Annotated in this window: 30 protein-coding genes; 21 read left to right on the plus strand and 9 right to left on the minus strand. The window is 37.5% G+C overall.

Annotated elements, in window-relative coordinates:
- Nucleotides 1-3 precede the first annotated feature (3 nt).
- From L0M85_RS03095 to L0M85_RS03190, 20 genes are all read left to right on the plus strand, one after another.
- The gene (locus L0M85_RS03095) at nt 4-540 is read left to right on the plus strand and encodes a hypothetical protein (protein ID WP_238656461.1); all 537 of its coding nucleotides are present in this window, start codon (nt 4-6) and stop codon (nt 538-540) included.
- Between the two features lie 602 nt (nt 541-1,142).
- Nucleotides 1,143-1,427: a type II toxin-antitoxin system RelB/DinJ family antitoxin gene (locus tag L0M85_RS03100; protein ID WP_033629679.1), complete on the plus strand. Its 285-nt coding sequence runs from the start codon at nt 1,143-1,145 to the stop codon at nt 1,425-1,427.
- Entirely contained in the window at nt 1,417-1,770 is a 354-nt protein-coding gene (locus tag L0M85_RS03105; RefSeq protein ID WP_238656462.1) for a type II toxin-antitoxin system RelE/ParE family toxin, read from the plus strand. The genes L0M85_RS03100 and L0M85_RS03105 overlap by 11 nt, the downstream gene beginning before the upstream one ends.
- 215 nt (nt 1,771-1,985) lie before the next feature.
- Nucleotides 1,986-2,153 carry a hypothetical protein gene (locus L0M85_RS03110; RefSeq protein WP_238656463.1) on the plus strand — a complete coding sequence of 56 codons (168 nt, stop codon included), beginning with the start codon at nt 1,986-1,988 and terminating at the stop codon, nt 2,151-2,153.
- 12 nt (nt 2,154-2,165) lie between these two features.
- On the plus strand, nt 2,166-2,741 hold the full coding sequence (locus L0M85_RS03115; protein ID WP_238656464.1) for a hypothetical protein: 576 nt from the start codon (nt 2,166-2,168) through the stop codon (nt 2,739-2,741).
- Between the two features lie 96 nt (nt 2,742-2,837).
- A complete protein-coding gene (locus tag L0M85_RS03120; protein WP_238656465.1) occupies nt 2,838-3,032 on the plus strand; it encodes a hypothetical protein in 195 nt (64 codons plus the stop codon).
- A 3-nt stretch (nt 3,033-3,035) separates the two neighbouring features.
- Nucleotides 3,036-3,386 carry a hypothetical protein gene (locus L0M85_RS03125; protein WP_238656466.1) on the plus strand — a complete coding sequence of 117 codons (351 nt, stop codon included), beginning with the start codon at nt 3,036-3,038 and terminating at the stop codon, nt 3,384-3,386.
- 505 nt (nt 3,387-3,891) lie between these two features.
- A complete protein-coding gene (locus L0M85_RS03130) occupies nt 3,892-4,095 on the plus strand; it encodes a DUF4926 domain-containing protein (RefSeq protein ID WP_045615779.1) in 204 nt (67 codons plus the stop codon).
- 247 nt (nt 4,096-4,342) lie between these two features.
- Nucleotides 4,343-5,194 carry a hypothetical protein gene (locus tag L0M85_RS03135; protein WP_238656467.1) on the plus strand — a complete coding sequence of 284 codons (852 nt, stop codon included), beginning with the start codon at nt 4,343-4,345 and terminating at the stop codon, nt 5,192-5,194.
- Nucleotides 5,195-5,515: 321 nt separating this feature from the next.
- Nucleotides 5,516-5,992, plus strand: a complete 477-nt coding sequence (locus L0M85_RS03140; protein WP_238656468.1) for a hypothetical protein — start codon at nt 5,516-5,518, stop codon at nt 5,990-5,992.
- Nucleotides 5,993-6,063: 71 nt separating this feature from the next.
- On the plus strand, nt 6,064-6,381 hold the full coding sequence (locus L0M85_RS03145) for a hypothetical protein (protein ID WP_238656469.1): 318 nt from the start codon (nt 6,064-6,066) through the stop codon (nt 6,379-6,381).
- 187 nt (nt 6,382-6,568) lie between these two features.
- Nucleotides 6,569-6,931: a hypothetical protein gene (locus L0M85_RS03150; protein WP_238656470.1), complete on the plus strand. Its 363-nt coding sequence runs from the start codon at nt 6,569-6,571 to the stop codon at nt 6,929-6,931.
- Nucleotides 6,932-6,992: 61 nt separating this feature from the next.
- Nucleotides 6,993-7,283, plus strand: coding sequence for a hypothetical protein (locus L0M85_RS03155; protein WP_238656471.1), 291 nt, complete (start codon nt 6,993-6,995; stop codon nt 7,281-7,283).
- Nucleotides 7,284-7,780: 497 nt separating this feature from the next.
- A complete protein-coding gene (locus tag L0M85_RS03160; RefSeq protein ID WP_238656562.1) occupies nt 7,781-7,843 on the plus strand; it encodes a hypothetical protein in 63 nt (20 codons plus the stop codon).
- A 196-nt stretch (nt 7,844-8,039) separates the two neighbouring features.
- Nucleotides 8,040-8,426 carry an ankyrin repeat domain-containing protein gene (locus tag L0M85_RS03165; protein ID WP_238656472.1) on the plus strand — a complete coding sequence of 129 codons (387 nt, stop codon included), beginning with the start codon at nt 8,040-8,042 and terminating at the stop codon, nt 8,424-8,426.
- 57 nt (nt 8,427-8,483) lie between these two features.
- The gene (locus tag L0M85_RS03170; RefSeq protein WP_238656473.1) at nt 8,484-9,251 is read left to right on the plus strand and encodes a hypothetical protein; all 768 of its coding nucleotides are present in this window, start codon (nt 8,484-8,486) and stop codon (nt 9,249-9,251) included.
- Between the two features lie 22 nt (nt 9,252-9,273).
- On the plus strand, nt 9,274-10,563 hold the full coding sequence (locus tag L0M85_RS03175; protein WP_238656474.1) for an RHS repeat-associated core domain-containing protein: 1,290 nt from the start codon (nt 9,274-9,276) through the stop codon (nt 10,561-10,563).
- 111 nt (nt 10,564-10,674) lie between these two features.
- Complete coding sequence (locus L0M85_RS03180) at nt 10,675-11,190, plus strand: SMI1/KNR4 family protein (RefSeq protein ID WP_238656475.1); 516 nt, start codon at nt 10,675-10,677, stop codon at nt 11,188-11,190.
- Nucleotides 11,191-11,527: 337 nt separating this feature from the next.
- Nucleotides 11,528-11,848: an RHS repeat-associated core domain-containing protein gene (locus L0M85_RS03185; RefSeq protein ID WP_238656476.1), complete on the plus strand. Its 321-nt coding sequence runs from the start codon at nt 11,528-11,530 to the stop codon at nt 11,846-11,848.
- 55 nt (nt 11,849-11,903) lie between these two features.
- The gene (locus L0M85_RS03190; protein WP_061863329.1) at nt 11,904-12,236 is read left to right on the plus strand and encodes a hypothetical protein; all 333 of its coding nucleotides are present in this window, start codon (nt 11,904-11,906) and stop codon (nt 12,234-12,236) included.
- Nucleotides 12,237-12,544: 308 nt separating this feature from the next.
- Here the strand turns inward: L0M85_RS03190 and ftsY are convergent, their stop codons facing one another.
- The 9 genes from ftsY to yycF all read right to left on the minus strand — a co-directional run bounded on the left by ftsY (nt 12,545) and on the right by yycF (nt 23,511).
- Entirely contained in the window at nt 12,545-14,206 is a 1,662-nt protein-coding gene (gene ftsY / locus L0M85_RS03195; RefSeq protein ID WP_238656477.1) for a signal recognition particle-docking protein FtsY, read from the minus strand.
- Entirely contained in the window at nt 14,206-15,027 is an 822-nt protein-coding gene (locus L0M85_RS03200) for a Cof-type HAD-IIB family hydrolase (RefSeq protein WP_048789301.1), read from the minus strand. The genes ftsY and L0M85_RS03200 overlap by 1 nt, the downstream gene beginning before the upstream one ends.
- Entirely contained in the window at nt 15,024-15,821 is a 798-nt protein-coding gene (locus L0M85_RS03205; RefSeq protein ID WP_238656478.1) for an HAD family hydrolase, read from the minus strand. Before L0M85_RS03205 ends, L0M85_RS03200 begins: the two co-directional genes overlap by 4 nt.
- Complete coding sequence (smc, locus tag L0M85_RS03210) at nt 15,811-19,356, minus strand: chromosome segregation protein SMC (protein ID WP_238656479.1); 3,546 nt, start codon at nt 19,354-19,356, stop codon at nt 15,811-15,813. Before smc ends, L0M85_RS03205 begins: the two co-directional genes overlap by 11 nt.
- Complete coding sequence (gene rnc, locus L0M85_RS03215; protein ID WP_048689531.1) at nt 19,347-20,048, minus strand: ribonuclease III; 702 nt, start codon at nt 20,046-20,048, stop codon at nt 19,347-19,349. Before rnc ends, smc begins: the two co-directional genes overlap by 10 nt.
- A 158-nt stretch (nt 20,049-20,206) precedes the next feature.
- Entirely contained in the window at nt 20,207-20,569 is a 363-nt protein-coding gene (locus L0M85_RS03220) for a YbaN family protein (protein ID WP_023023915.1), read from the minus strand.
- Nucleotides 20,570-20,652: 83 nt separating this feature from the next.
- Complete coding sequence (locus L0M85_RS03225) at nt 20,653-21,462, minus strand: MBL fold metallo-hydrolase (protein ID WP_156676661.1); 810 nt, start codon at nt 21,460-21,462, stop codon at nt 20,653-20,655.
- An 8-nt stretch (nt 21,463-21,470) separates the two neighbouring features.
- Nucleotides 21,471-22,817: a cell wall metabolism sensor histidine kinase VicK gene (gene vicK / locus L0M85_RS03230; RefSeq protein WP_156676662.1), complete on the minus strand. Its 1,347-nt coding sequence runs from the start codon at nt 22,815-22,817 to the stop codon at nt 21,471-21,473.
- A complete protein-coding gene (gene yycF / locus L0M85_RS03235; RefSeq protein ID WP_238656480.1) occupies nt 22,810-23,511 on the minus strand; it encodes a response regulator YycF in 702 nt (233 codons plus the stop codon). Before yycF ends, vicK begins: the two co-directional genes overlap by 8 nt.
- Nucleotides 23,512-24,087: 576 nt before the next feature.
- On the opposite strand from yycF, the gene L0M85_RS03240 reads away from it, so the two are divergent.
- Nucleotides 24,088-25,137, plus strand: coding sequence for a DUF389 domain-containing protein (locus tag L0M85_RS03240; protein ID WP_140814220.1), 1,050 nt, complete (start codon nt 24,088-24,090; stop codon nt 25,135-25,137).
- The last annotated feature ends 72 nt before the right edge of the window (nt 25,138-25,209 follow it).

A 25,209-nucleotide genomic window follows, 5' to 3' on the forward strand; every position in this document is an offset into this window, starting at 1 on the left:
ATTATGCGCAATAGTGATTTTTATATACAAAATATGATTGAATCTTCTTTAGAACAAGAAGATTTCAGTCAAATAATTACACTACTAGATTCGCTACCATCTAAAAAAATACGTAGAGCATTGTATTTATTATCAGAAATATTCCCAAATAAAATAGAAATTACTGAGAATGAATTTAAATTTATTAAATATATATTATCCAATAATAAATTTATAGTAGTTCAAAGCATCTCTGATTTTCTGAGAGAAATATCTATACTTAACTTTAATGACCTACAAAAACAGGAAATTGCTGATTTGATTTTTCAAAATCTAAATATTTTAAGCAAAAATTGTGATTTTGAGTTAAATGTACTAATAACAAAATTAATAGAACCCAATAAATTTTTTATGCTAATTGAGAAAATTAAAAATAATTTAGATGATTATTCAAGAAAATATTTATTAGATTTTATTTTTTATGAGAAAGAATATCTTGAAAATAGCTTTAATGAAGATGAAATAAATGATTTCATAAAATTTTTGAGCAACCCTAGATAAAATAGCAAGCCGTAGCTGCATGAATTTTCAAAAACACAGGTATGGTTCGGCGAATGCACCGCCTGGGGGCGTCTGAAAAAAGATGAGTGGGTTTATAAGAACGCACATCCCAAGAGGTCCTTATAAAAAATTCATCTCAAGGATAACTATAACATCCATCTAATACAAAAATCGCCTTATATTCTTCTTGTTATTGAGGATATTGATACCTTTAAAACTGGAGTTATTAACCTCTTTAATGACTTACTTGATCCTGATAAAAAGTACCTGATTTATCGTGATTTTATCAAAACATATCGCAATATGACTCCGATTGAAAAAATCGAATTTTTCAAAAAGAGGACAGTCGAGGAAATCGCATCTAAAAAATAAGCTGTGGTATATATTTAGTGATGAGGCAACGCTATGAGAAAAACACTTTTTGGTTGGATGCTTGCATTTTCTGTATTACGCTTTCTTGACCGCTCAGTACGTCAGTCAACTAAAGTACTACGACGTCTATTGAAATAACTTAGTTCTGTCATCAAACAGAACTTTTTTTCTTGATTAGAATATATATCTAGTATATAATCAATCTATAACGTATAGATCGGAGATATATCATGGCTATAACTTTATCGAAACAATACAATTTTAAACTGAATGAAGCCACTATGGAACAAGCTCGAAAAATTATCAAGGAAAAGGGAATGACAATGACAGATGCTATTTCCTTATTTGTGGAGCAAATAGTCCTGGAGCAAGATTTGCCTATTAAGACGGCCGAAGATCTACATAGAGAACAGTTAATTGAAGAATTACAAGCCCAATCTGAGCGTGCCTTGAGAGAATACGAGGCAGGCGAAGGAACTTCCCTAGACGATATGAGGGTACGTTATGGCTTATAAAGTGATTGCTTCAAAAGAGGTCGAGGAAGCTATCGACAATATACACGACTATATAGCTACGGTACTTCTATCCCCTCAATCCGCCAAAAATACTGTGGCTAAAATCTTAGACAGCTTAAAAAGTTTAGAGATTTTTCCTGAAGCAGGATTTGACGCTGATGAGAAAATCGGAGTAAAAATTAACAGCAAGTATCCCTCACGAGGAAAAATTATAGACCAATATGTTTTGCTTTACTTCATTGACCAAAAACGAAACACTGTTTTTTTATCTCACCTATTCCACACTAAAAGTGACTACGTCACTTTGTTACAAAAAGACAATAAAAAAAGGCCAAATACTTGAGACAACTTTCTTAAGTTTATAAGTGCCGAAACCTTAAGTTTTGATACCGTCTTGGTTTAACAATACGATATATATATAATATTTTACAGCTATATCCCCTTTAGAAACGTGATTTAATAAAGATTTAAACACTATAGAGTATATCTTTGTAAAATAATATAGTACCTAAGGTTCAAAGAACTTGGGCCGAGTCTAAAGGTATTACTGTTATAAATATGAAAGATGCTCATGCAGAAGAATCTTTAATCAAGTCAGGAAAAGGAATTACAGAGATTGAGGCCTCAGATCCTGTATATCTTGATTTTAAAGATTTGATGAATGAAAAAGGTGTTAAAAGTAAAACTCCTCGTTCTAGTAAGAAAAGTAGAAAAAACGTAACATAGGAAGGTGCTAATATGGAAAAATATGAAGAAAAGGTAAAAAAGGAATTTGAAAATTTAACAAATACACAAAGATTACTTTTTGGAGCATGTTGCATCGATAGAATTTTACATCTCATAGCAGGTTTTGATTATTTTTTAGAAGAGAATCATATTAAAAGAATAACTAAGGAGCCATATCTTTCTTTATGTACTGATTGGCTAGATAGTATCTTTTTATATGTTAATATAAATAAAGATATTTCTCCTGATGAAATTGAAAAAACTTTGAATATATTAAATGAAATTATTCCTGATACAGAGGAGTTCTCAGATAACGTAGTTATCTTTACACAAAATTCTATGATAGGGTTATCATATCTATACGAGTTTATAAATAAAAATGAACTAATTTTTATTACGAATTGTAGTGATAAGGTAATTGAAACCATTGATGTTATGTATTACGAAACAGATTATGAACGGCTTGATATACATTATGAAGAAGATTACAAAATACAATTTAATTGTATTGAAATGATTAAAGCAGGGAAAGACATAACTGAATTACGTAAATATAATCAATTGACTAGAGTGAATAACAAGACATAGCTCGCATGAACCCTCCAATCCCAACGTAAAGTGTGTGCGTTACGCACGCACACGGGTTCTTCTTTTCAGACGACTTCAAACCTTCATCAAGATCGTTTGAAAGATTTGTTTTTTGACAATCTCACTAATAATAAAAACACTGAAACTTCTGGATATAATTTACGAAATCGGCAGTCTGCAAGTTTTGCATATGGGGCAAGTCAAGCTGCTGATATCAAAGAAATGAAAATGTCTGGTTGGGTTATTCCTGCTTCGTTAGTTAAGAAAATTAATAAATTAAATGGTAAATAAATTATGAAATCAATTTTAAGTTCAATTTTATCTCTAATCGTATCCTCCTCTTCTAAATTACCTTATGTTTCACATTACTCGTATGATTTTCAACATGGCTGGTTAAATATAGTTGTATCAGCATATAATAGTCAAAATACTTGTGGAGACATAGGTATAAGTAATAATGAGTTACAATATAAGCTTTTTTGTGGGAAAGAAAATAGAAAAGGAAGAATTCCGTTAAGTAAAATAAAATTCAAACATGAGAAAGATATTTTTTCTGCTCAAAGTATTATAAGTGGGAAAATACTTTTTTCAGTTAAATGTACACAAGAGCAATACAGATATATAGAAAAATATATTAAGAATTAAACAACAAGCAGTAGCCCCCATGAAACTTCTTCAGGTATTATGAGCCGGATGCGGGGCGGTTTGTTAATCAGGACCCGATTCGGCTGGTAGGGGGATGCGTTTGCACCAAATACTCAAGATTGGCTTGATCTATTAGGTCTTTGCTCTAATTCGAAATTACCTAATGCAGATAAGGCTATCATTGACCCCAGAAAAATCACGGGATATGCCTTAAATACAGAACACCCTGTAGGTGGAAAAAGCAAAGGGTTTTTCAATCTGCATTAGGATTTAATCAATCAAATGTAGATGAGTTGGTTAAAAAAATCAACAAGGTGTTTGTGAAAACCCAGCAACTCCAGGTAAATGTGATGAACATGGGCAATGCTATACTGTTGATATTCCAATGACTGGTCCAATTGGACAGACCGCCACAGTTAGAACTTGTTGGATAATCGATAGCGGACAATCAATTCCACGATTGGCAACTACATATGTTTTATAGTTAATTATTAAGGAGTTTATAATGAAATATTCACTTTTAGAAGTAGTCAAATTGCAACAAGATCTTCCTGGTTTTAATTTACAAAAGGGAGACATCGGTGCTATTGTAGAAGTTTATTCAAATCCTTATGAAGCATATGAGGTTGAATTCTGCGATACTAAAGGAAAAACAATCGCACTACTAACTTTAAAGCCAGAACAATTAATGCCATTTCTTGATACATAATATTATTCTTATGAATCTTATAAGCAAGCCGTAGCCTACATGAAACCTTCAATTCCGCCGTAGCATGGGAGCGGTAATCATGCTGTTTCTGCCTTTCAGACGACCTCAATTCTTTTTCGAGGTCGTCTGAAATAGTTGTTCTTTAACAATCTCATTACCATTAGCAATGGCATTCTATCTAGAGGTCATTTTTCTTGATGGCTGAGAAGCTAATTAACATAGACAAATACAGGAAAGGATATGTATTATGTTGAAAATATTAAATAATTCTTTGGATGGAATTGTATTGGGTCAAAAAAAGGCTGATTTTGATGAAGTTACTTTAAATGACCCTAGTTATTCATTAGAGTTTGATAGGAAGCATAAGATACAATCTGATTCTCAATTAATTACTGTATCATCCTCAGGGAGTTGTAATGAATTCAGCTTAGATGGTAAAATTATTAACTTCTTCAATTTAGAAAATTTTTTAGAAGAAGAGGATCCTTTAATAGAAATTTCTGATGAAGAAAATTATTTTTATATTTTTCCACAATATAATTTACTTTTGTGCATTGACTCTAAGGATAAAGTATTTTTACAGGTATTAATTTACGATGAAAGCATAAGAGACTTATATGAAAATACATGTAAAAAGTACTCAGACTTTCAAAAAAGTAAACTTAAAGATTCAACCCCATTTTATGATACATTAATATTTATCCCTTATAAGGCTATAGGTAATTTTGAATTTAATTGTTCTCTAAAAGATACTATAAAAAAATATGATATATCAGAAAATGTTATTTCAAAAGCAAAAAATATCATAGAGGTAAATAATTTTGTACTGAGATTTGATAATGAAAAGTTAACTGAGGTAACAATTTTTCATGATAAAGCAGTAAGGCTTGCAATTTACTATAATGAAATTGAGATATCATCAAAAAAAGGGTTTGCTGAGCTATTAAGTCAATATGATGTTATTGAGAGAACGAAATCTAAATATCTTTTCAAAGAATTAGGTCTAGTTGTGGACAAGGATCTGTCTGAATTTCGTTTTTTTGAACAATCATTATTAAAGTTTTGGGCAAATTTGCATAGACCTATTACTAGCTGGTAATCACAAGTAAGCCGTAGCCCGCACAAAACCTCCTATCCCAACGCAGGATATGTGCGGAACGTACGCAAGCAGTTCGATTGGGACGGAACACGATTACTTCAGGAGTATACCTACAAAGGCTGCTACACCTATCCCGCCTAGTTTGGGAATCATTACGATTGGGGTACCCTAAAGAGTGAAACCAACATATCCGGAACTGCTCACAATCCCTTCCGATTGCAAAACACCCTTGTCCACATTGGCATGTAGCTACTGCCAAAACGGATGGAAATCTTAGTCAAAAAAGAAATAATGTACCCGAACAACATAGGAAATAATATCATGACAACTTTAGAAGATAAGATCTTTACTTTAAAACAGAATAATATAATGAAAAAAATGAAAGAAATTCATTTTTTAAATAATTTAATTTCAGATTCTGAAAAAATCATTCCATTTCCCCTCTCATGTGAAATAATAAATCGTACTTTTACCCCCTATAGAAATATAGAATTATCAAAAGAAAATTTTAGTTTATCGATAAAAAATGAACTATTAAATTTTTTTGCACCAGAGGAAAATGATATTGCTTATGTATACTTTTATGGAGGAATAAATGATTCGGCCGAAATACCAATAGAATTATTCCCCTTGTTTATTATCAAAATAAAAAATATTAGCAATTGGCTAGAATTAATAAACAAACCTAATTTTTATTGTTTAAAATTATTTAGTCATAAAATAGATAAAGTTATCGATATATCTCTACTCGACAATGAGGAAGATGTATTATCTATTTCTATTGGAGTGAACGCTTAACTATTTTAAAAATAAATAAACTATTCTAGCAGAAGCAATCCTTTGCTTTGTATAACTTAAAGGAGTTTACCATGAAAGAATTATTAGAAAAACTTGAAAATAATAGTTTTATTTATAAGGTCAGAATGGATCTTGAATTCGATGTAAAGGACTATCAAGAATTATTAAAAATTTTAAATGAAATAAAGCATTATACTCATAATCATAATCTAATTGAAAAAAGACTAGCATCTATTTTATATGAAATACCGAAATTAACACATATTTGGTATCTCAATTTAAAAGATGACCCAAATAAAAATGAATCTTCTATTGTTAGTCAACTTGAAGATGCATGGATAGAGTTAGATTCAATAATTGGAGAAGAAATTCTTGGTCAAGGACAATAAACTCCTCTTAACAAACATAGATCATGGCTTAAACTTAACAAACAGTAGTCGTAGGTTAGGTCGAGTTCCACCAAATATCAAGAGTATCTGAAATCAATTTTCAGACGACCTCTTCCCTATGCTCTCCTCACTTGCTTCAACTATACCGGCTGAGGTCTTCTGAAAAAGGACGATCGGATTTACAAAGATGCGAATCATCCGTTCAGACGGCAAAACCAATATGCCGACCGTGAAACGGGCTGCATTACAACCTGATGCGGATTGGTTTGTGAGTCAGGATCCGCTTGGGTTGTCGGGTGGGGAGAATTTTTACCAGTTTGCACTTAATATTCAAGGATGGGTTGACCCATTGGGGTTAGCAAAAAATAGAGGACGCGTTCAGGTACAAGGAACGCATTTAGAAGAATCTGTTTCTTGGGATACAGATAAGCCTGTTACTGTAAAAGATGTTCAAGATAAACTCGAAGAACTAAAAAGAAAACTCCCAAAGAGAGATCTAAAAGATAGAGAAGAAGCTTTTAAGAAAACCAAAAATTTTATAGAAAATTGAAACAGTTGCAATGGATTAGATGCCCCTATATCAAAAACTTTCATGGTAAAAGGAACTAAACATGAACGTGTTGATATTGAAATTATTTCAGGAAGAATTGGCCCAAATTCTTAAATATTTAGAAAGTTTAAACATGATGAATAAATATGAAAATTGGTATGAGAATATTGATGAATATAGTAAATTAGAACAGTATATTGAAAATATATTTGTAAAATTACTTAATATAAATTCAATCAATAGAGAAAAATGGATTTTTCCATACTTCAAAACTACGTATTCTGATGGCACGTCATTTATGGATGGGAATCCCATTTTTTCAGCACATGCTCCCAATGAAAAAAAATTATAAAAATCATTGTAGATGATAATTATGATGCTATATATGATTTTAATAGTTCATTTGATGAAAATTTACTGTATACAGTGATAGTTCCTATTAAATTAATTGATAATATAGACGTTTTAATAACAAGTTTTCTACTATCAGAATAGCAAGCCGTAGTCCGCATGAAAGCTCCAATCCCGACGTAGGGTGCGTGCGGTACGCACGCGGTTTCTGTTCAAATGACCTCAGTCTCTTCGGATTACCTGAAAAAGTACAGGCTACTTCGACCCCGCGCACAATATCCTGTCCGACAACAATAGCCCTACCATCCCAGACAACCGCCTGAAAACCTACAACGGCACGACCTATTACTACGACCACTTCGGCAACCTGATCCACCGCGAACTGACCGACGACGAAGTGCAGAACTATTTCTACGACCTGCATGACCAACTGGTTAAAGCCGAAATCTTCAAGAAAACCGCCAACAAACCCACTACTTCCACTGCGACCAAATCGGTATACCGCACGAGATGACCGATAAGGATGGCAATCTGGTTTGGTTCGGCAACTACACCTGCTAGGGTCGTCTGAAATATTTATTCCGTAACAATCTAAGCCAAAACAGCCTATGAATACGGCCAGGACGGTCATGCTCAAAAAATACAAGAACGTAAAAACAGATTAAACAATAAAAAAGAACATAAAGAAAATTGCGTCACGTGTAATAAATAAGATCAAGATATTAAATTTATCAACTTACAACTATAGGTATTATTAATGGAAAAAGAATTGTTATGTATTTTAAAAAAATATGAAACGCATCCTGATTTCTTGGGTGACACTATTGAAGATATAAATCAAGTAGGAGGTATGGATGATACAGTTTTACATATTGCTGCCAGAAATAATTCTTTAAATGATGCTCTTGTATTTCTTCAAAATGGAGCATTGATCGATCTTAAAGGGGACTTAGGGTATACTCCCCTACATTATGCATGCATGTTTGGAAATATAGAAATGGTGAAAATACTCCTTGATAATGGATCTGATAAAAATATACAAAATGAATTTGGAGAAAATGCCGTTAAAATTGCAATTAACTCATCCAGCGAAAATAAAGAGAAGATAGTAAAACTATTAAATAATTTTAAAAATCGTAAATAAAAAATAGATTATGAATCAATCAAATGGTGCCATACCTTAAAATGGAGAAAGTAAGACATGAAAAAAAACAATCTAATTCTATTAATTAAAAATCAAATGTCAGATAAACAAAAAAATGAAAATGCCTTACATTTAAATACACTTTTACTAAGTTCAATAGAAAACCCTAGTATGGATAATGATAGTTTCATAGAATTATTTAGCTATTATTCTAACATATCCCAAGGAGAAGTAAGTGAACTATTTGATTTACTACAATCTTTAACCAAAGATGAAATCAATATAATTTATGATTTTTTAGAATATATTTCAAAGTTTGTCAAAGACTTAGGAGTATATTGTGAATTTGAAAAATTTCTTACGGAGGTAAAATATATACAAGAACGAAATTATCTAGAGGAAAAAATTAGGACTACTTTTCCAGTTTTCAAAGTTGATAAAAACAATATCATAAGTTTTGATGATAGTGATAACTTTTATATATTTTCTATAATGCAACTATCTACTAAAACTTGGATTGAGATAACATACGATGATTTTCTCTCAATACTCGAATCACTAGAGTGGCAAGCTTATACTAATAAGGCTATATTATATTTTACTCCCTGCTGTTTAAAATATATTTTTTCTAATTTATCTAAATTTTATTTATATGGTTACGTTGTTGAATTTATATATATTGCCCTAAGAAACCAAAGTACGATATTTAACACTTCTCAAATCAAATTAATTATTGATTTTTTAAAATTAATCCAAAATTTTAACCAGGAAATTAGTGTTGAAACACAAAAGAAAATAACAAGTACTATCCAACTCTATTTATAACTTCCCGGCCTTTAAGGGTGCGGTGGGTGGCGACCGGCCGGTCAATCCGATACATGGTTTGAAATTTTTGGAGGGTGAAACCAACTTTGCTTTTGAAGGCATTTTGCCGCTGGTCTGGAGCCGCAGCTATTATTCCGACCAAGACAGCTATGAACCCTTAGCACAGGTTCGCGATTGGACAACCGAAGACGGAGATGGCGTCCAACAAGCCCACTACTTCCACTGCGACCAAATCGGCATACCGAGAGAGATGACCGATAGTGAAGGCAAACTGGTTTGGTTCGGCGATTATTACGGTTGGGGCAAACTAAAGAACGCAACCAAGGTAACGGATAGCGCATACCAGCCCTTCCGCCTGCAAAACCAGTATTGCGACCGTGAAACGGGGCTGCATTACAATCTGATGCGCTATTACGATCCTGAGGCCGGGCGGTTTGTGAATCAGGATCCGATTAGATTAATTGGTGGAGATAATCTATATCAGTTTGCGCCTAATGTGGCTATGTGGCTTGACCCTTGGGGGTTAGCAAAATTTGGTTCTGGGAAAGGTACACATAATGCAATTGTTAGTCATTTTGATAGTAAGGGTAATTTTGTGGGGCAGCCACGTTCCTATCAAAGTGGAGGTATGACTCCAGAGGAAAAGGCATTAGGTTTTCCTAGATCAACTTTGGCCACTCATACAGAAAATAGAGCGATGCGAGATTTAACACCGGACTTGAAGCCTGGAGATACAGTGAGAATTAAAGGAGATTACCCAGCATGTCCTAGTTGTAAAGGGGCTATGAATAGAGCACATGAAAAAACAGGGGCCAGGATAATTTATGAAGTTCCAGGGACTGAGCCATGGGAAGCAGGAAAAAGTAAAAAAGAACTCGTAAAGCACCTCGCCCAGCTGGAAAAAAACGACAAACACCTCCACCTGGAAAATGTTAAGAAACAATATGATAAGGAATTTTTTATGGAAATTATTTCAAGAAATACATATTACAAAATAGAAGATGATATTCTTACCATTGCATTTGCAGATAGTGAAAAACCTAATCCTGACAATTACTTAATTTTGCAAAGAGAAGTTGATGACTTAGAATACTATTATTATGAAATTAATAGTCAACAATATTCAGGGGTAGGTGGTTTCAAAAAGGTAGAAATTTATTCCGATAAATTAGTTATTTATTTTCAAGAAAACCAAAAAATTTATCAAAATAGTATTAAAAATCTAATTATTACATATCAACCTGATAAAAAATTAAATGAATATATTGAGTATATTTTTGGAGAATCTGATTGTGAAGTTGTAATTTGCTAAATCTAAAAAATAATGACGGTAAGGCTATAATATCTAAAAACAACAATAAAAGGATTAGGAAAATATTGAAGGAAATATCTTTCTATCAAAAAAATTATGGAGTATACTTTTATGTTCAAATCAAAATTATTTCCCGAGGATTTTTTTAATATATGTATTAAGCGTAAAGTAGAAATTAAAAAGTTAGATAAACTTCCTAAGCTGGATAATAACTATTTGTTATTTATTGCTAAGTATCAGGAAGTAGAAATAATACCTGATATTTCTCTTTTTAATTATGAAGAGGCTTTAAATGAAAATAGATACCTAGAGTGTAATTATCCCGAAATATCAAGGTGTTTTTGGAGTATTGGACAAGCAGGACAGGGAGATGGATGGTTTTTAAATAAAATAGATAATACCATTTTTCATTATAATCATGATGCTGGAGAGTATACCAGATCTGGATTTACAAATTTAGGGATAGATTTCTCACAATTTATCCAGTTGGCTTTCTTATACCGAGATTTAGAACACCTATTAGATGAAGGAGAGACACTAACGGATAACATAAAAACTGAGTTTATAAATTCAGTAAATAGTATAAGTAATAATTTATTTAATGTTTATCCATTTAAATATTTTTAATTGGAATATTCAATAAATTTATTAAGTAAACCGTAGCCTGCACAAAACCTCCAGTCCCGATGTAGGGTGTGTGCGGTACACACTCGGTTTCTGTTTTTCAGAAACGTCATTCCCGCATGATTTAGGCGGGAACGCCCCCGAAAACCAACCCCACTTCGTCTGGGACGGCAGTCATCTCTTGCAGAAAATCCACCCGTACGGCAGATATACCTATATCTACACCGATCCAAGTAGCTACGAACCGCTGGCACAGGTTCGCGATTGGACAACCTAAGACGGAGAAGACGTCCAACAATCCCACTACTTCCACTGCGACAAAATTGGCATACCGCGTGAGATGACCGATAAGGACGGCAATCTCTTATGGTACGGCGAATACACCGCCTGGGGTCGTCTGAAAAAGGAAGAGCGGATTTATAAGAATGCGCATCAGCCGTTCAGACTTCAAAACCAGTACTTTGATGAAGAGACCAGTTTGCATTACAACTTCTTCAGGTATTCCGAGCCTGATACGGGTTGGTTTGTGAATCAGAATCCGATTGGGTTGTGGAGCGGGGCTAATTTTTATTGGTTTGCACCTAATGTTCAAGGATCGGTTGACCCATTGGGGTTAGCAAAAAATAGATGGGCTTACTATTCACTACATGGCAATATTTGATAAAGCTGGAAAAAGGAAGAATGTAACTGACTTCAAATTCAAATAAGAGGATTATATGAATAAATTTATTTATAAAAAAGATCAAAATTATACTGACCACTGGGAGTTTTGCAATCAAAATAAATATCCATTTATTACAATTAATAATATTGATAATGGTTTTAGTGAGCTATTTTTTGACATAACTAATATAAGTAATAAATTAGAAGATATTTCTAATTCTATAAAAGAAATATCTTCTTGCTATAATAAATTTTTTTTAATTCCCAGCTACATATTAGAAAGATATGAATCTCAATATTATTACTTTGAATTCCCCGTTATAAATACCCATGCAGAACTTATTGCGAACCAGTTATTTGATTATTTACTTGAAAACATAAGTTAAAGCTTACTGTTACGAAAGAAGATCAACCATTTTACTAAGCCAAAGCGAGCGAATTAGATTAAGATCTAATAAACAAGTCATAGCTCGTATAGAGAGATTCTCCTAAAGCACACAGTTAGCTTCATAAAACAAATCGCCGCACTTAACGACCTGACGCAGACCGAGATAGGTAAGAACTCAGTAGCATCAGCTTAGGCCGTCAACCGCAGATATGCCTACGAAGAAGCCGCTAACCAGATATCGCCTATCGTAAAGATGGTCGATTAGAATAGAAAAAACATCCTGCAAGCATTCTTGCAGGATGTTTATTATATTAGACCTTCTAACAAACCACGCATAAAGTTTTCAGAGTTAAACTCACCGATATCATCGATTTTTTCACCAAAACCGATTAATTTCACTGGGATATCCAATTCTTCTCGAATGGCAAGAACCACTCCTCCTCGAGCTGTTCCATCAATCTTAGTAAGGACGATTCCAGTAATCGGCGTGATCTTAGAGAATTCCTTGGCTTGGACCAGGGCATTTTGTCCTGTAGACGCATCCAAGGCCAAGAAGGTTTCATGAGGGGCTGTAGGATCCACGCGCTTGATAATGCGACCGATTTTTTCTAATTCAGCCATCAGATTGTCTTTATTCTGAAGGCGACCAGCCGTATCAATCATCAAAACATCGACTTGCTCTGCCACTGCTCGTTCCATCCCATCAAAGACCACACTTGCAGGATCTGATTTTTCAGGACCTGTGACAACGGGCACATCCACACGGCGTCCCCATTCAGCCAATTGAGCAACAGCTCCTGCCCGGAAGGTATCTGCTGCGACTAGCATCACTTTTTTCCCTTCCTTCTTGTACTTATGAGCCAGTTTTCCGATAGAAGTGGTTTTCCCAACGCCATTCACTCCGACGAAGAGCATGACGGTCAAGCCGTCCTTAAAGTTGATTTGCTCATTGTATTGGCCATCTTTTTCATAGAGATCCACCAATTTTTCAATAATCACGCGACGCAAGGCATCCGGCTTCTTGGCATTTTCCAAGCGTGCTTCATAGCGGAGCTCTTCCGTCAGATTCGAAGCGACTTGAACTCCGACGTCACTCATGATCAAGAGTTCTTCTAAGTCTTCAAAGAATTCTTCATCTACAGAACGGAAGTTAGCAAAAAATGCATTAAGCGCAGCACCAAAGCCGGTCCGAGTTTTCTTCAAGCTTCGATTGTATTTTTCTTGAACCGTTTCTGTTGGTTGAGCAAGCTCTGGCTCACTTGTCGTTTCTTCTACTTCAGTCTCTTCTTCAACCTCTTCTGAAATTTCAAGTTCGCTAGCAGCTTCCTCTACTGGGAATTCTTCTTCAAGCTCTTCTGTATCTTCAGATTCGCTAGTTGTTTCTTCTACTGGAGTGTCTTCTTCAAACTCTCCTGTATCTTCTTCTGAACTTTCAGTAGTTGCTTCTTCAATTACTTCCTCGGGTTCTTTGGAAAGAATTGAAGTCTCATCTTCTGTTTCATTTTTTACAAGAACTTCTTCTTCAAGGACTTCTTGGACAAGATCTGATGAAGAATTCAGAGGCTCTTCATCAAGACTCTCTTCTTGTAACGTTTCTACTTCTATAGTCTGTTCTTCAGGAACAGGAGCAGGTTCGGTTACTTCCTCAGGAGAGGTAGCTTGCTCTAGTTGAGAAGAGCCCTCTTCCTCGATAGCTGTTTCCTGATTTACAGGCTCTTCTGAAGGAACTTCTTCTTCAATGGATGCTGTCGACTCCTGCGCTGATTCGGTAGCCATCCGCTCTTTCAATTCCGCATAGTAGGCTTCCATTGCCGAGATCTTAGCTTCATCACTTTGTGAAGCCTTTTGTGATATCGGCTCAGCTGGCGAACTTGCTTCTTTCTCGCTTCCCCCAATCTCTTCTGTAAGTTCTTGGGCTTTTGGTTTTGTTTCTTCTTTTCTTCCAAATAGTCGGTCAAATAATCCCATTATTGACCCTCCTTCAATACATATTCTTCAATCGCTCTTCCGACTGCATCTTCATCATTGGTGTAGTCCGAGACTAGTGTGGCAATCTCTTTCACCTCATCCACCGCATTGGCCATAGCGATTCCTAGTCCTGCCCATTTTAACATGCTGGCATCGTTGGCTTCATCTCCACACGCCATGACTTGGCTAGCATCGATTCCTAAATACTCCACCAAAGCTTCCAAGCCTCGATCCTTTTGAACGCCTTTGGGGCACCATTCCAAGAGCATGTCTCTGGATTTAAAAATCTCAAAACGCTCCCTTAATTCAGGAGAAATCTTTGGAATAGCGCCATCCAAATAGTCCTGTTGAAAGGCCGTCACACACTTATTGTAGGAAATCTGACTGGACAAATCTTCAATAGAAACGGGAATAAAATTCAAGTAAGGGTTATAGAGAGGGTAAAGAGATTCTTGATCAGATACCAGTGTATAAACATCCCCTTCGCTGATGGCATCTAGGGGCAAACCAAGGGCCTCTGTCTCCTCATAAATGCGGACGACATCATCTCGAGAGAAAACTGTCTTCGCAATGATCTCCCCTGTATTCTTTTGTACCAAGCCACCATTAAAAGTAATGGTGTATTCATCTGACAAGCCGACAGTCCCAATCTCTTGAAGCAGAAAATCCATAGCCTTGAGGGGACGACCCGTCGTCAAAACTACCTTGACCCCTTTTTCTTGAGCTGCACGAATGGCAGCTAAATTCCGAGGGGAGATTTTCTTCTCTGAGTTTAAGAGAGTACCGTCCAAGTCTAGTGCGATAACCTTAATCTGACTCATAATTCTTCCTCCATATAGCGAAGGACCGATCCTGTCGAATGGTGGGGCAATACGGTTTCAGCCAATTCCAAAATCTCTGGACGGGCATTTTCTGGTGCAATTGGATGGCCAACAACCTGCATCATATGAAGATCATTGAGATTATCACCAAATGCTAGGACTTGATCTGAGCTTATGCCTAATTGATCCATTAGGGCTTGGATGGCGACCCCCTTGTCCACATAATCCAAGACAATATCAATGCACTCATAACCAGTGGTCATAGCCTTAACACCCTCAACATTTTGGGTAACCCAGGCTTCCCCTTCCGCTAATACTTCTTGGTCAAAATTGGTGGTCATCTTAAAGACAAGATCATCAATTTCTGAAAAATCAGACACCATTTGAATATTTTCATTGTAGTTTTGCGAAGCAGCTAGATAGTCTGGATCAACGGTCTTTAAAACATAGCTCCCGAGTTTTCCCGTTAACAAGCACTTATTTTTATCGAAATAAGGACTTTCTTGTAACTTGTCAAACATGGCTTGGTAAAATTCAGGGCTCATGGTCGCTTCATAGACATCTTCACCATGAAACTCAACAACACTGCCGTTTTCAGCTATAAAAATAATCTGATCCTGAACCTCTTTAAAGATTGTCTTCAAAGAGAGGAGAGACCGACCACTTGCTGCCGCAAAGTAGATCCCTTTTTCTTGAAACTTCTTTAATACCTTTAGGAATAAAGCTTGATCAAATTGATGATTTTCATCCAAAAAGGTCCCATCCATGTCTGTTGCGACTAATTTAATTTCCATTATCCATTCCTTCTATATCTTTCAGCTTCACAGATACAATCTTAGAGACTCCAGATTCTTGCATGGTCACTCCATAGATGGAATCTGCTGCCGCCATGGTTCCCTTACGGTGGGTGACCACAATAAACTGACTTTCCTTATCAAAACGATTGAGGTAATCCCCAAAACGTTTAACATTAGCCTCGTCTAGAGCCGCTTCTACCTCATCCAAGATGACAAATGGAATAGTCTTGACACGAATGATTGAGAAGAGCAGCGCCAATGCTGACAAAGCTTTCTCCCCACCACTCATCAAATTCAAGGATTGAATTTTCTTACCAGGCGGTTGAACAGAAATCTCGACTCCAGCTGACAAGAGATCCCCATCCGTCAAGATGAGATCAGCGGATCCTCCCCCAAACATCTGTTTAAAGGTTATTCGGAAGGATTCACGAATCGCTTCAAACGTAGACTTAAAGCGTTCTTTCACCTCATCATTCATATCATTAATGGTTTCAAGAAGAAGATTCTTCGCTGCCAAGACATCTTCTCGTTGACCGGAAAGGAAATCAAACCGAGTCTTGACCTCATCGTATTGTTCGATAGCATCAATATTGACAGGGCCTAAGGCTTTAATCGCTTTCTCCAAGTCTTTTAAGACTTGCTCAGACTGGGCTAGATTTTCTAGTTCGTTGGCCTGATTAGATGCCTCTTCAAAACTCATCTTGAATTCATCGGTCAGAGCTAACATCAGTTTATTTAGCTTATCTGCCAAGCGATCGCGATTGGATTCTGCTTTGGCCTGTAGGCGAATCCATTCCTCATTTTGACGACGGGCTTGTTCCATATGACCCGCTACATCATCAGACTGGCCTTCCAAATCCTCTAATTCAAATTGCTTACGAATCACAGCTTGCTCCAGAGCGGTTTTCTCTTGAAGGGTTGCTTGCAGTTGTTTTTCAAGGACAGAAACATCGATTTGCTCATGTCGATCTTCTCCCTGCTCAATCGCATATTGGAGAGCTTGGATTTCCCGTTCAGTAGAAGCCAACTCTTGCTGCAAGCGTTCGGCATCTGTCTGGTCATAGGTCAATCGACTCTTCAACTCTGTTTTCTGTAATTGGAGCTTGGCAATGGCTGCTCGTAAATTTTCAATTTTCTCGACAACGACATCTTTATTGAGCTTGACTTCTTCAATCTCAGCAGTGACTTGCTCTTTTTCCGCCTCAATTTCTTTCAGTCGCGCTTGCAAGTGATCCCGTTTTTGGAGGAGCTCCTGGTCGCTACCTTCATCCAGCTCTGTACGGATAAGTTCTAACAGTTCTTGGGCATCCAAGAGTTGCTGGTGAGCTTGCTCAAAAGCCAGTTGAAGTCGTTGCTCTTCTAGTCGCGCCCCTTCTCCTTGGCCTTTCAAAGATTCTAGTGTTTCTTGTGATTGGGTCACTTGGTCCTGTTGCTCTTGAACCTGCCCTTCTACTTCTCGCAAGTTCTTCTGAAGAGAGGCCAATTCTTGGTGCAAGCGATCCAGTTCTGGCTTGATGAAAATCGAATTATTGCTTCGATTTGCACCACCTGCATAGGAACCACCTGTGCGCAGTTCAGTTCCATCCAGCGTCACGATACGAACTTGGTAGGCAACCTTGCAAGCAGCCGTCTTGGCGTGCTCAATCGTATCAAAAATAGCTGTGACACCCAAAAGGTTTTGGAAAATCGACTCGAGGGAAGGATCATAGTCCACCAAACTGCTAGCTATCCCTAGGAATCCTGGACAGGCTTCAATCAGTTCTTGATTCTTTCCTGTAAGGTAGCGTGGTTTAATAGTTGTCAAAGGAAGGAAGGTTGCACGACCCGAGCGATTCTTCTTCAGATGCTCGATTGCCCGTGTTGCTGCTCCTTCGTCTTCTACGATGATATGCTGACTGCTGGCTCCTAGAGCAATTTCTAAGGCAGTCTGATACTCTGGTGAGAAGGAAAGTTTTTCACTGACAGCTCCCACGATTCCACCTAAGCGAGGCGCTTCTTGCAAGACACTCTTCACGCCCGCATAAAAATTACTATGATTTTTTTGAATCGCCTCTAAACTGTTAATGCGAGCCTGTTTTTCCTTACTTTGATCCAGTAAATCAAACATCTTGGCTTGCGCTTCTTGATAAGCCTGGCGAGCTTCCTCAAACCGTTTTGCCTCTGACTGATAGGTCTCAAGCAAGTGTTTCAGATGCTCTTGAGCTCCTTGATAAGCTTCTTGAGCAACCTGCTCTTTTTCCTGCAATTCTGTCACCATTTGGATTTGATTTTGGTAATCTTCCTTTTTACTTTGTGACAATTGAGCTGAGGCTTCCAATTGATTTTCAATGGTTGTTAATTCGTTTGATCGCTCCGCTTCATCCTGCATCAAGGCCACGTATTTTTCACGTAAATAATCGATCACCTGATCTGGATCTTCTGAGAAGCTGGCCAACTCTTTCTCCAAACCTTCCAGAGCTACTTGGCTCTTTTGTAGTTCTTCTTGAAGACTCTTTGTATTAGCTTGTTTTTCTTCCAACTGGGTCCGAAGAACTTGTAGACGCTCTTCCAGACTATTGACCCGCTCTTGATTTTCCTGACGACTTCGAGCGACCTGTTGCGACTCCAAGCGTGCCAATTCGATTTGTTTCTCCAAATCGCTTAAGAGACGAGTCAATTCCAAGAGGCTAGCTTGATCATCTGACAATTGGTGTTGAAGGGTCTGGCGACTCTGTTTCAATCGGAGACTTTCCGCCTCATACTCTTCTCTTTTCTGGTAATAAGCCTTTAATTGCTCTTGGATGGAGGTTTCTTCTTGGACGGCTTGATCATAGTCTTTTTTATTGACTTCAATTTGAGCAATCAAAACATCCAAATAAAGAACTTGGCGTTGTTGATCCAATTCTAAGAAACGTTTGGCCACAAGGGCTTGCTTTTCAAGAGGTTTGATTTGCCCCTCTAACTCAAAAATAATGTCTTCCAGACGGTCCAAATTATCCTGGGTCTGAATCAACTTAGATTCTGTTTCCTTGCGACGCGTTTTAAATTTAAGAACCCCAGCGGCTTCCTCAAAAATAGCCCGTCTCTCTTCTGGTTTGGAGTTAAAGATTTCTTCAACCTTTCCTTGGGAAATAATAGAGAAAGAATCTCTCCCCAGTCCAGTATCCATAAAGAGATCATGGACATCTCTCAAACGGACTTTCTTACCATCAATCTTGTATTCACTATCACCCGAGCGATAAATATGACGCTCCACTCGGATTTCTTTAGCAGCCTGTTTGATAAAGCCATCCCGGTTATCCAGTACTACCGTTACGCAGGCGTAGTTTAAGGGTTTCCGAGTTTCAGTCCCAGCAAAAATCACGTCCGGCATCTTGCCACCACGTAGGCTCTTGACACTCGATTCCCCTAAGGCCCAGCGCAGACTTTCCGTAATGTTTGATTTTCCAGATCCATTAGGGCCAACCACTGCGGTTACCCCTTGGTCAAAGATGACCCGGGTCTTATCTGCGAAAGACTTAAATCCTTGAATCTCAATTTCCTTTAAATACATGAGGGATCCACCTTATTCTCCACTGCTTTTTTTGCTGCTTCTTGTTCTGCAGCCTTTTTAGACCGGCCACGTCCTTGACCGATGATTTTCCCATTGACAGACACTTGCACTTCAAACTCCTTGGCATGAGCCGGTCCTGATTCACTCGTCACCTCATAGGTAATCAAGACATCCCCATGGATTTGAAGGATTTCTTGCAAGCGCGTCTTATAGTCAATCACTTGCTCAAATTGGCCCGCTTCGACTTTAGGAATCATGACTTGCTGAATGAAGTTCCGCACCATCTCCACTCCCTTATCCAAGAGTAAGGCGCCTAAAAAAGCTTCAAACAAATCTCCTAAGATGGTATCTCGGTTACGTCCACCAGATTTTTCCTCTCCCTTGCCAAGTTTGATAAATTGATCGAAACCACAATCACGGGAAAAACCTGCCAGGCTTTCCTCACGAACAATCATGGAACGCATTTTTGACAAATCACCCTCTGGCTTACTAGGGTAGAGGGCAAATAAATATTCGGAAATCACTAACTGGAGAACAGCGTCTCCTAAAAATTCCAAACGTTCATTATGTGAAATTTTTAAGAGGCGATGCTCATTCGCATATGAGGTATGTGTAAAAGCTGTTTCCAACAATTCTGTATCGTCAAAAGTCAGCCGAAATTTCTCAGCAAGAAGGTTATATAAGGCTTGCATCACGTTACTACTTTCTTTCTTCATTTATGCATCTGGATTGAATCCTGTGACCTATTCCGTCCAAAAGATACACCCCTCTATTATACCAAAAAAGAGTGCGTCTCGCACTCCTTTCCCTTGTTTTCACGATAGGATTTAGGACCTATTCTGTCCTTATATCATTCTTCTTTATCCGGAATCACTTTGAACAAATAATAACTGATAAAAATAGTTAATCCCACTAGACCCAATTTCACAAACCAGAGTGGTGCCAGGTAAATGGAAATCCCCATCAAAAGATAAATTTGTAGAATAATTCTTTTTTTCCGCTTTTTTGAGATCGACTTGGTTTCCCGATAATCCGCTACATAAGTTTGGTACAACTTGGTCCCATGCAACCATTTTTCAAAGCGTTGAGAACTCTTGGCAAAACAAGCCATAGCTAATAAAAGAAACGGGGTCGTTGGTAAAATAGGTAATGGAATCCCAATAATCCCTAATCCTAAGGAAATAAACCCTACTGTTATATACACGTATTTCAAACTAACTGCTCCTATCCTTCCACTCATTTCAAGCTACACTACTGACCTAAAAAGGAGATGAGCTCATCTCCTCTTTTAATCATTTAGATATCTACTAATGGAGTCGCTGTATCTGGAGATGTATCCAAGACGTCAAAATCATGCCCCACTGCTAGATCTGCTCGAGCCAGTTGATTAACCATGGTCATATGGGCCAATTCCTTGATATTGTTTTCCTTGGATAAGTGGCCTAGATAAATCTTTTTGGTCTTATTGCCTAGGGTCCGAATCATAGCATCTGCGCCATCTTCATTAGAGAGGTGGCCCAAATCGGATAAGATCCGTTGCTTTAATCGCCAAGCATAAGAGCCTGCCCGTAGAATTTCCACATCGTGGTTGGACTCGATCAAATAGCCATCTGCATTTTCAACAATCCCTGCCATTCGATCACTGACATAACCTGTATCCGTCAGCATGACAAAGCTCTTCCCATCCTTCATGAAACGATAGAACTGGGGAGCTGCAGCATCATGGCTAACACCAAAACTTTCCACATCCAAATCCCCGAAGGTTAAGGTCTTACCCATTTCAAAAAGATGTTTCTGGGAGTCGTCGACCTTCCCAAGGTACTTGCTTCCCTCCATGGCCTTCCAGGTAGCTTCATTGGCGTATAGGTCCATCCCGTATTTACGAGCTAGCACACCAACGCCATGAATGTGATCCGAATGTTCATGTGTGATTAAAATAGCATCAAGATCTTCGGGTTTGCGATCAATCTCTGCAAGCAAACCTGTAATTCTCTTCCCGGACAAGCCTGCATCTACTAGAATTTTCTTCTTAGGAGTCTCTAAGTAAAAAGAATTACCACTCGATCCTGAAGCTAAAATACTATATTTAAACCCTTTTTCATCCATTAGTTTTCTTATTCATCCTCATTATCCCATCCATCATCCAGGATAGCATCTTTATCATACGGTAGGACAATCGTGAAAGTAGAACCTTTTCCATATTCACTCTTGGCCCAGATAAATCCTTTATGTTGCTTGATAATTTCCTTGGCAATGGCCAGTCCTAAACCAGTCCCGCCTTGGGCGCGACTACGTGCCTTATCCACGCGATAAAAGCGGTCAAATATTCGTGGCAGGTCCTTTTTAGGAATCCCTAAGCCCTCATCCGAAATCGAGATAATCAACTGGGCATCTGTTGTTTTCATCCCCACACGAATTTCCCCACCATCTGGGGAATATTTGATAGCATTATTTAAGATATTGTCTAAGACCTGTGTCATCTTGTCTGTATCAATTTCAACCCAGACAGGAGAAATAGGATAATCACGAACAATATCATATTTCTTCTCGCCAGCCTGGTTCTTCATCTTATCAAAGCGATTCAAAATGAAGGTGATAAAGGCTGTAAAGTTGGTCAATTCAACATCCAATTGACTGGTTTCATTATCGATCCGTGAAAGACTCAATAGATCCGTCACCATCCGCATCATCCGGTTGGTCTCTGTCAAAGATACTTTGACAAAATCCGGTGCAACTGGCTCCGAAATGGCCCCATCATCCAAGGCTTCCAGGTAGGATTTCACACTGGTAAGCGGTGTCCGGAGTTCATGACTAACGTTGGATACGAATAAACGACGTTCCCGCTCTTCCTTGTCCTGTTCGGTTGTGTCATGCAAGACGGCAACCAGACCAGAAATAAAACCAGACTCTCTCCGGATCAAAGCGAAGCGAACCCGTAAAGAGATGTACTCCCCATTTTCATCCTGCGAATCGATAATCAATTCTGGAACATTGGTAATCAAGTCACGCAGTTCATACTCTTCACTAATGCCAAGCAGATCTAGAATACTGATGTTCATGACCTCTTCGACCACAACATTGAGTTGTTTAGCAGCCATTTCATTGACCAAAATAATTTGCCCCCGACGATTGGTCGCTAAGACTCCATCTGTCATATAGGAAAGAATACTGGTCAAGCGCTTGGTTTCTTGTTCCAGATTTTCATGCGTCAAACGAATCACTTCAGATAAATCATTGATACTGTTGGAAATCTCTGTTAATTCAGGACCCCCTTGTAAATCAATGATATCGGAATATTCTCCAGCAATCAAACTCTTAATCTTATCATTCAACAAGCGTAGCTTCATGTTATCCCGACGATTTTCTAAGATCAGCAAGGCGACAACAATAATAAATCCAAGAGTAATTAGGACAAAGATAAAATTATAAGAGGTTATGACTTCTTTGATGTAATTAATCATTGTTTCTCATATAGTAACCGACACCACGGCGCGTTAAAATATACTCCGGACGACCTGGGATATCTTCGATTTTTTCACGCAAACGTCGAATCGTTACGTCCACTGTCCGAACATCACCAAAATAATCGTAGCCCCAGACTGTTTCCAGCAAATGCTCACGAGTCATGACTTGGCCTACATGGGTTGCCAAGTGATAGAGCAACTCAAATTCCCGATGGGTCAACTCAAGCTCTTTGCCCTTTTTCTGAGCAAGGAAGGCATCCGGAATGATTTTCAAATCCCCAATCACAATCTCTGAATCTGATGTAGACACTGTTTGTGATTCTACCGTTAGTTCTGTCCGACGCAACAAAGCTTTTACGCGAGCTTGAAGCTCACGGTTTGAGAATGGCTTGGTCACATAGTCATCCGCCCCAATTTCAAGACCGATGACCTTATCAAATTCTGTATCTTTTGCAGATAAGACAATAATCGGTACATTACTGGTCTTTCGAATGGTACGCGCTACTTCCAAACCATCAATTTCAGGAAGCATGAGGTCCAAGATCAAAATATCTGGGCTCTCAGCTTCGAAAACAGCCAGTGCTTCTTTCCCATCGAAGGCAGTCAAGACTTCATAGCCTTCTTTTGCCATATTGAATTTTATAATATCCGAAATCGGCTTTTCATCATCTACAACAAGAATTTTCTTCATACATGTACCTACTTCTATTTTTTTCTTTGCTTCTTCAAATCTCTGTCCTTTCATTATAGCAAATTTCTTTGAAAAATGGGAGTTATACTTTGATTTGTAAAGAAAGAGAAAGAAAAAGGTTGTGCAATAAAAAAATGATAATCACAACATAGAAGTCACTAAAATAGTGCTTGAATAATTATTTTCAATCCACAAAAAAGCTAGGTTTGAAGCCTGACTTTTCTATCTGTTATTTTCTCAACACGGGATTTGTTGGCGATGTCAGCTAGGATTGCTACAACACACTCATCATGTTTAAACATTAATACGGTATCTTCTTTCAGAGGAGACACCGTTCTTCCTTCTTTGAATAAGGAATCTAAAATTTCTGACTTTCTCTATCTGTTCAACTGATAGATTTCTTCAGAAAAAGGCTGTAAAATTTTTGATATAATGTTAAGGATGGATTGATGGATATTTAAAAGATAATGTTCAAAAGAATTACAAATGAGAATTAAAAATATGTCAAATTGGACAGAAGTTTCTCTACCATCATCCATTCAGAAACAAGATTATATGAAATAAAAGGAGTAACCAATGACCAGGAACTATTCAACACGTGAATTCCGCGAGAAACTATATGATGACCTTCATGTTCGATTAAGAGATACAGTGATTTTGATGTGTTCGATTTTTATTGCCTCTATAGGTCTAAATATGAATTCAACAGCTGTCATTATTGGAGCCATGCTGATTTCCCCTCTTATGACACCGATTATTGGACTGGGGTTTGGTTTAGCTATTTTTGATACGCGTTTAATCAAGCAATCTCTAGGGGTTTTATTTACTCAAGTATTGGTCAGTTTGCTTGTCTCGACTCTATATTTCTGGATTTCTCCCTTATCTTATGCAAGTAGCGAATTGATTGCACGAACCTCTCCAACCATTTGGGATGTTCTCATTGCTATTGCTGGTGGGATAGCAGGCTTTATTGGTTCAAGGAAAAAAGAAGCAAACAATATCGTGCCAGGAGTAGCCATTGCAACTGCTCTAATGCCACCTATCTGTACTGCAGGTTATGGTTTAGCTAATGGAAATGTACGGTTCTTATTTGGAGCTCTCTATCTTTTCTTGATCAACTGTGTCTTTATCATGCTAATCAACATTGTTGGAACAAGAATATTGATGAGAAAATCTCCCTTAAGTTCATTTAATGAGCTAAACATTAAAATGAAAATTGGGTTGATATCCTTGATTGTATTATTGGTCCTTCCAGCCAGCTATTCAGCAGTCACTCTGACGATGGATCAAGCGCGAAAAGAAGGGATCAAACAGTTTGTAGGAAAAGAGTTCGCTAATCATACGGTCATTAATCAAGTCTACAAGTCGAGGAATAATGAATTGGTCTTGACGGTTGTTGGAGATCCGATTTCAGAAGAAGAATTAGAAACCATTCGCCAAAAACAAGCCTCTTACGGTATTCAATCTGTTCAATTGAAAGTCAATCAAGTCCATAATTCGACAAAATTAGATAGTGAGACGACCAAGGAATTTTACGAAAACATTGACAAGTATATCGATCAAAAACTCTCTGAAAAAGATTCACAAAACGATCTCGTAAAAGAAAATGAGGCAAACAAGGATTGAGGATAGTCAATTTATCTAACTCATGGAAGCAAATCTTGGGGGGATATCCTATATCCAAAAGTTAATGGATAG

The sequence above is a fragment of the Streptococcus sp. DFI.7.26 genome (genome assembly GCF_022240605.1).
GTDB lineage: Bacteria > Bacillota > Bacilli > Lactobacillales > Streptococcaceae > Streptococcus > Streptococcus xiaochunlingii.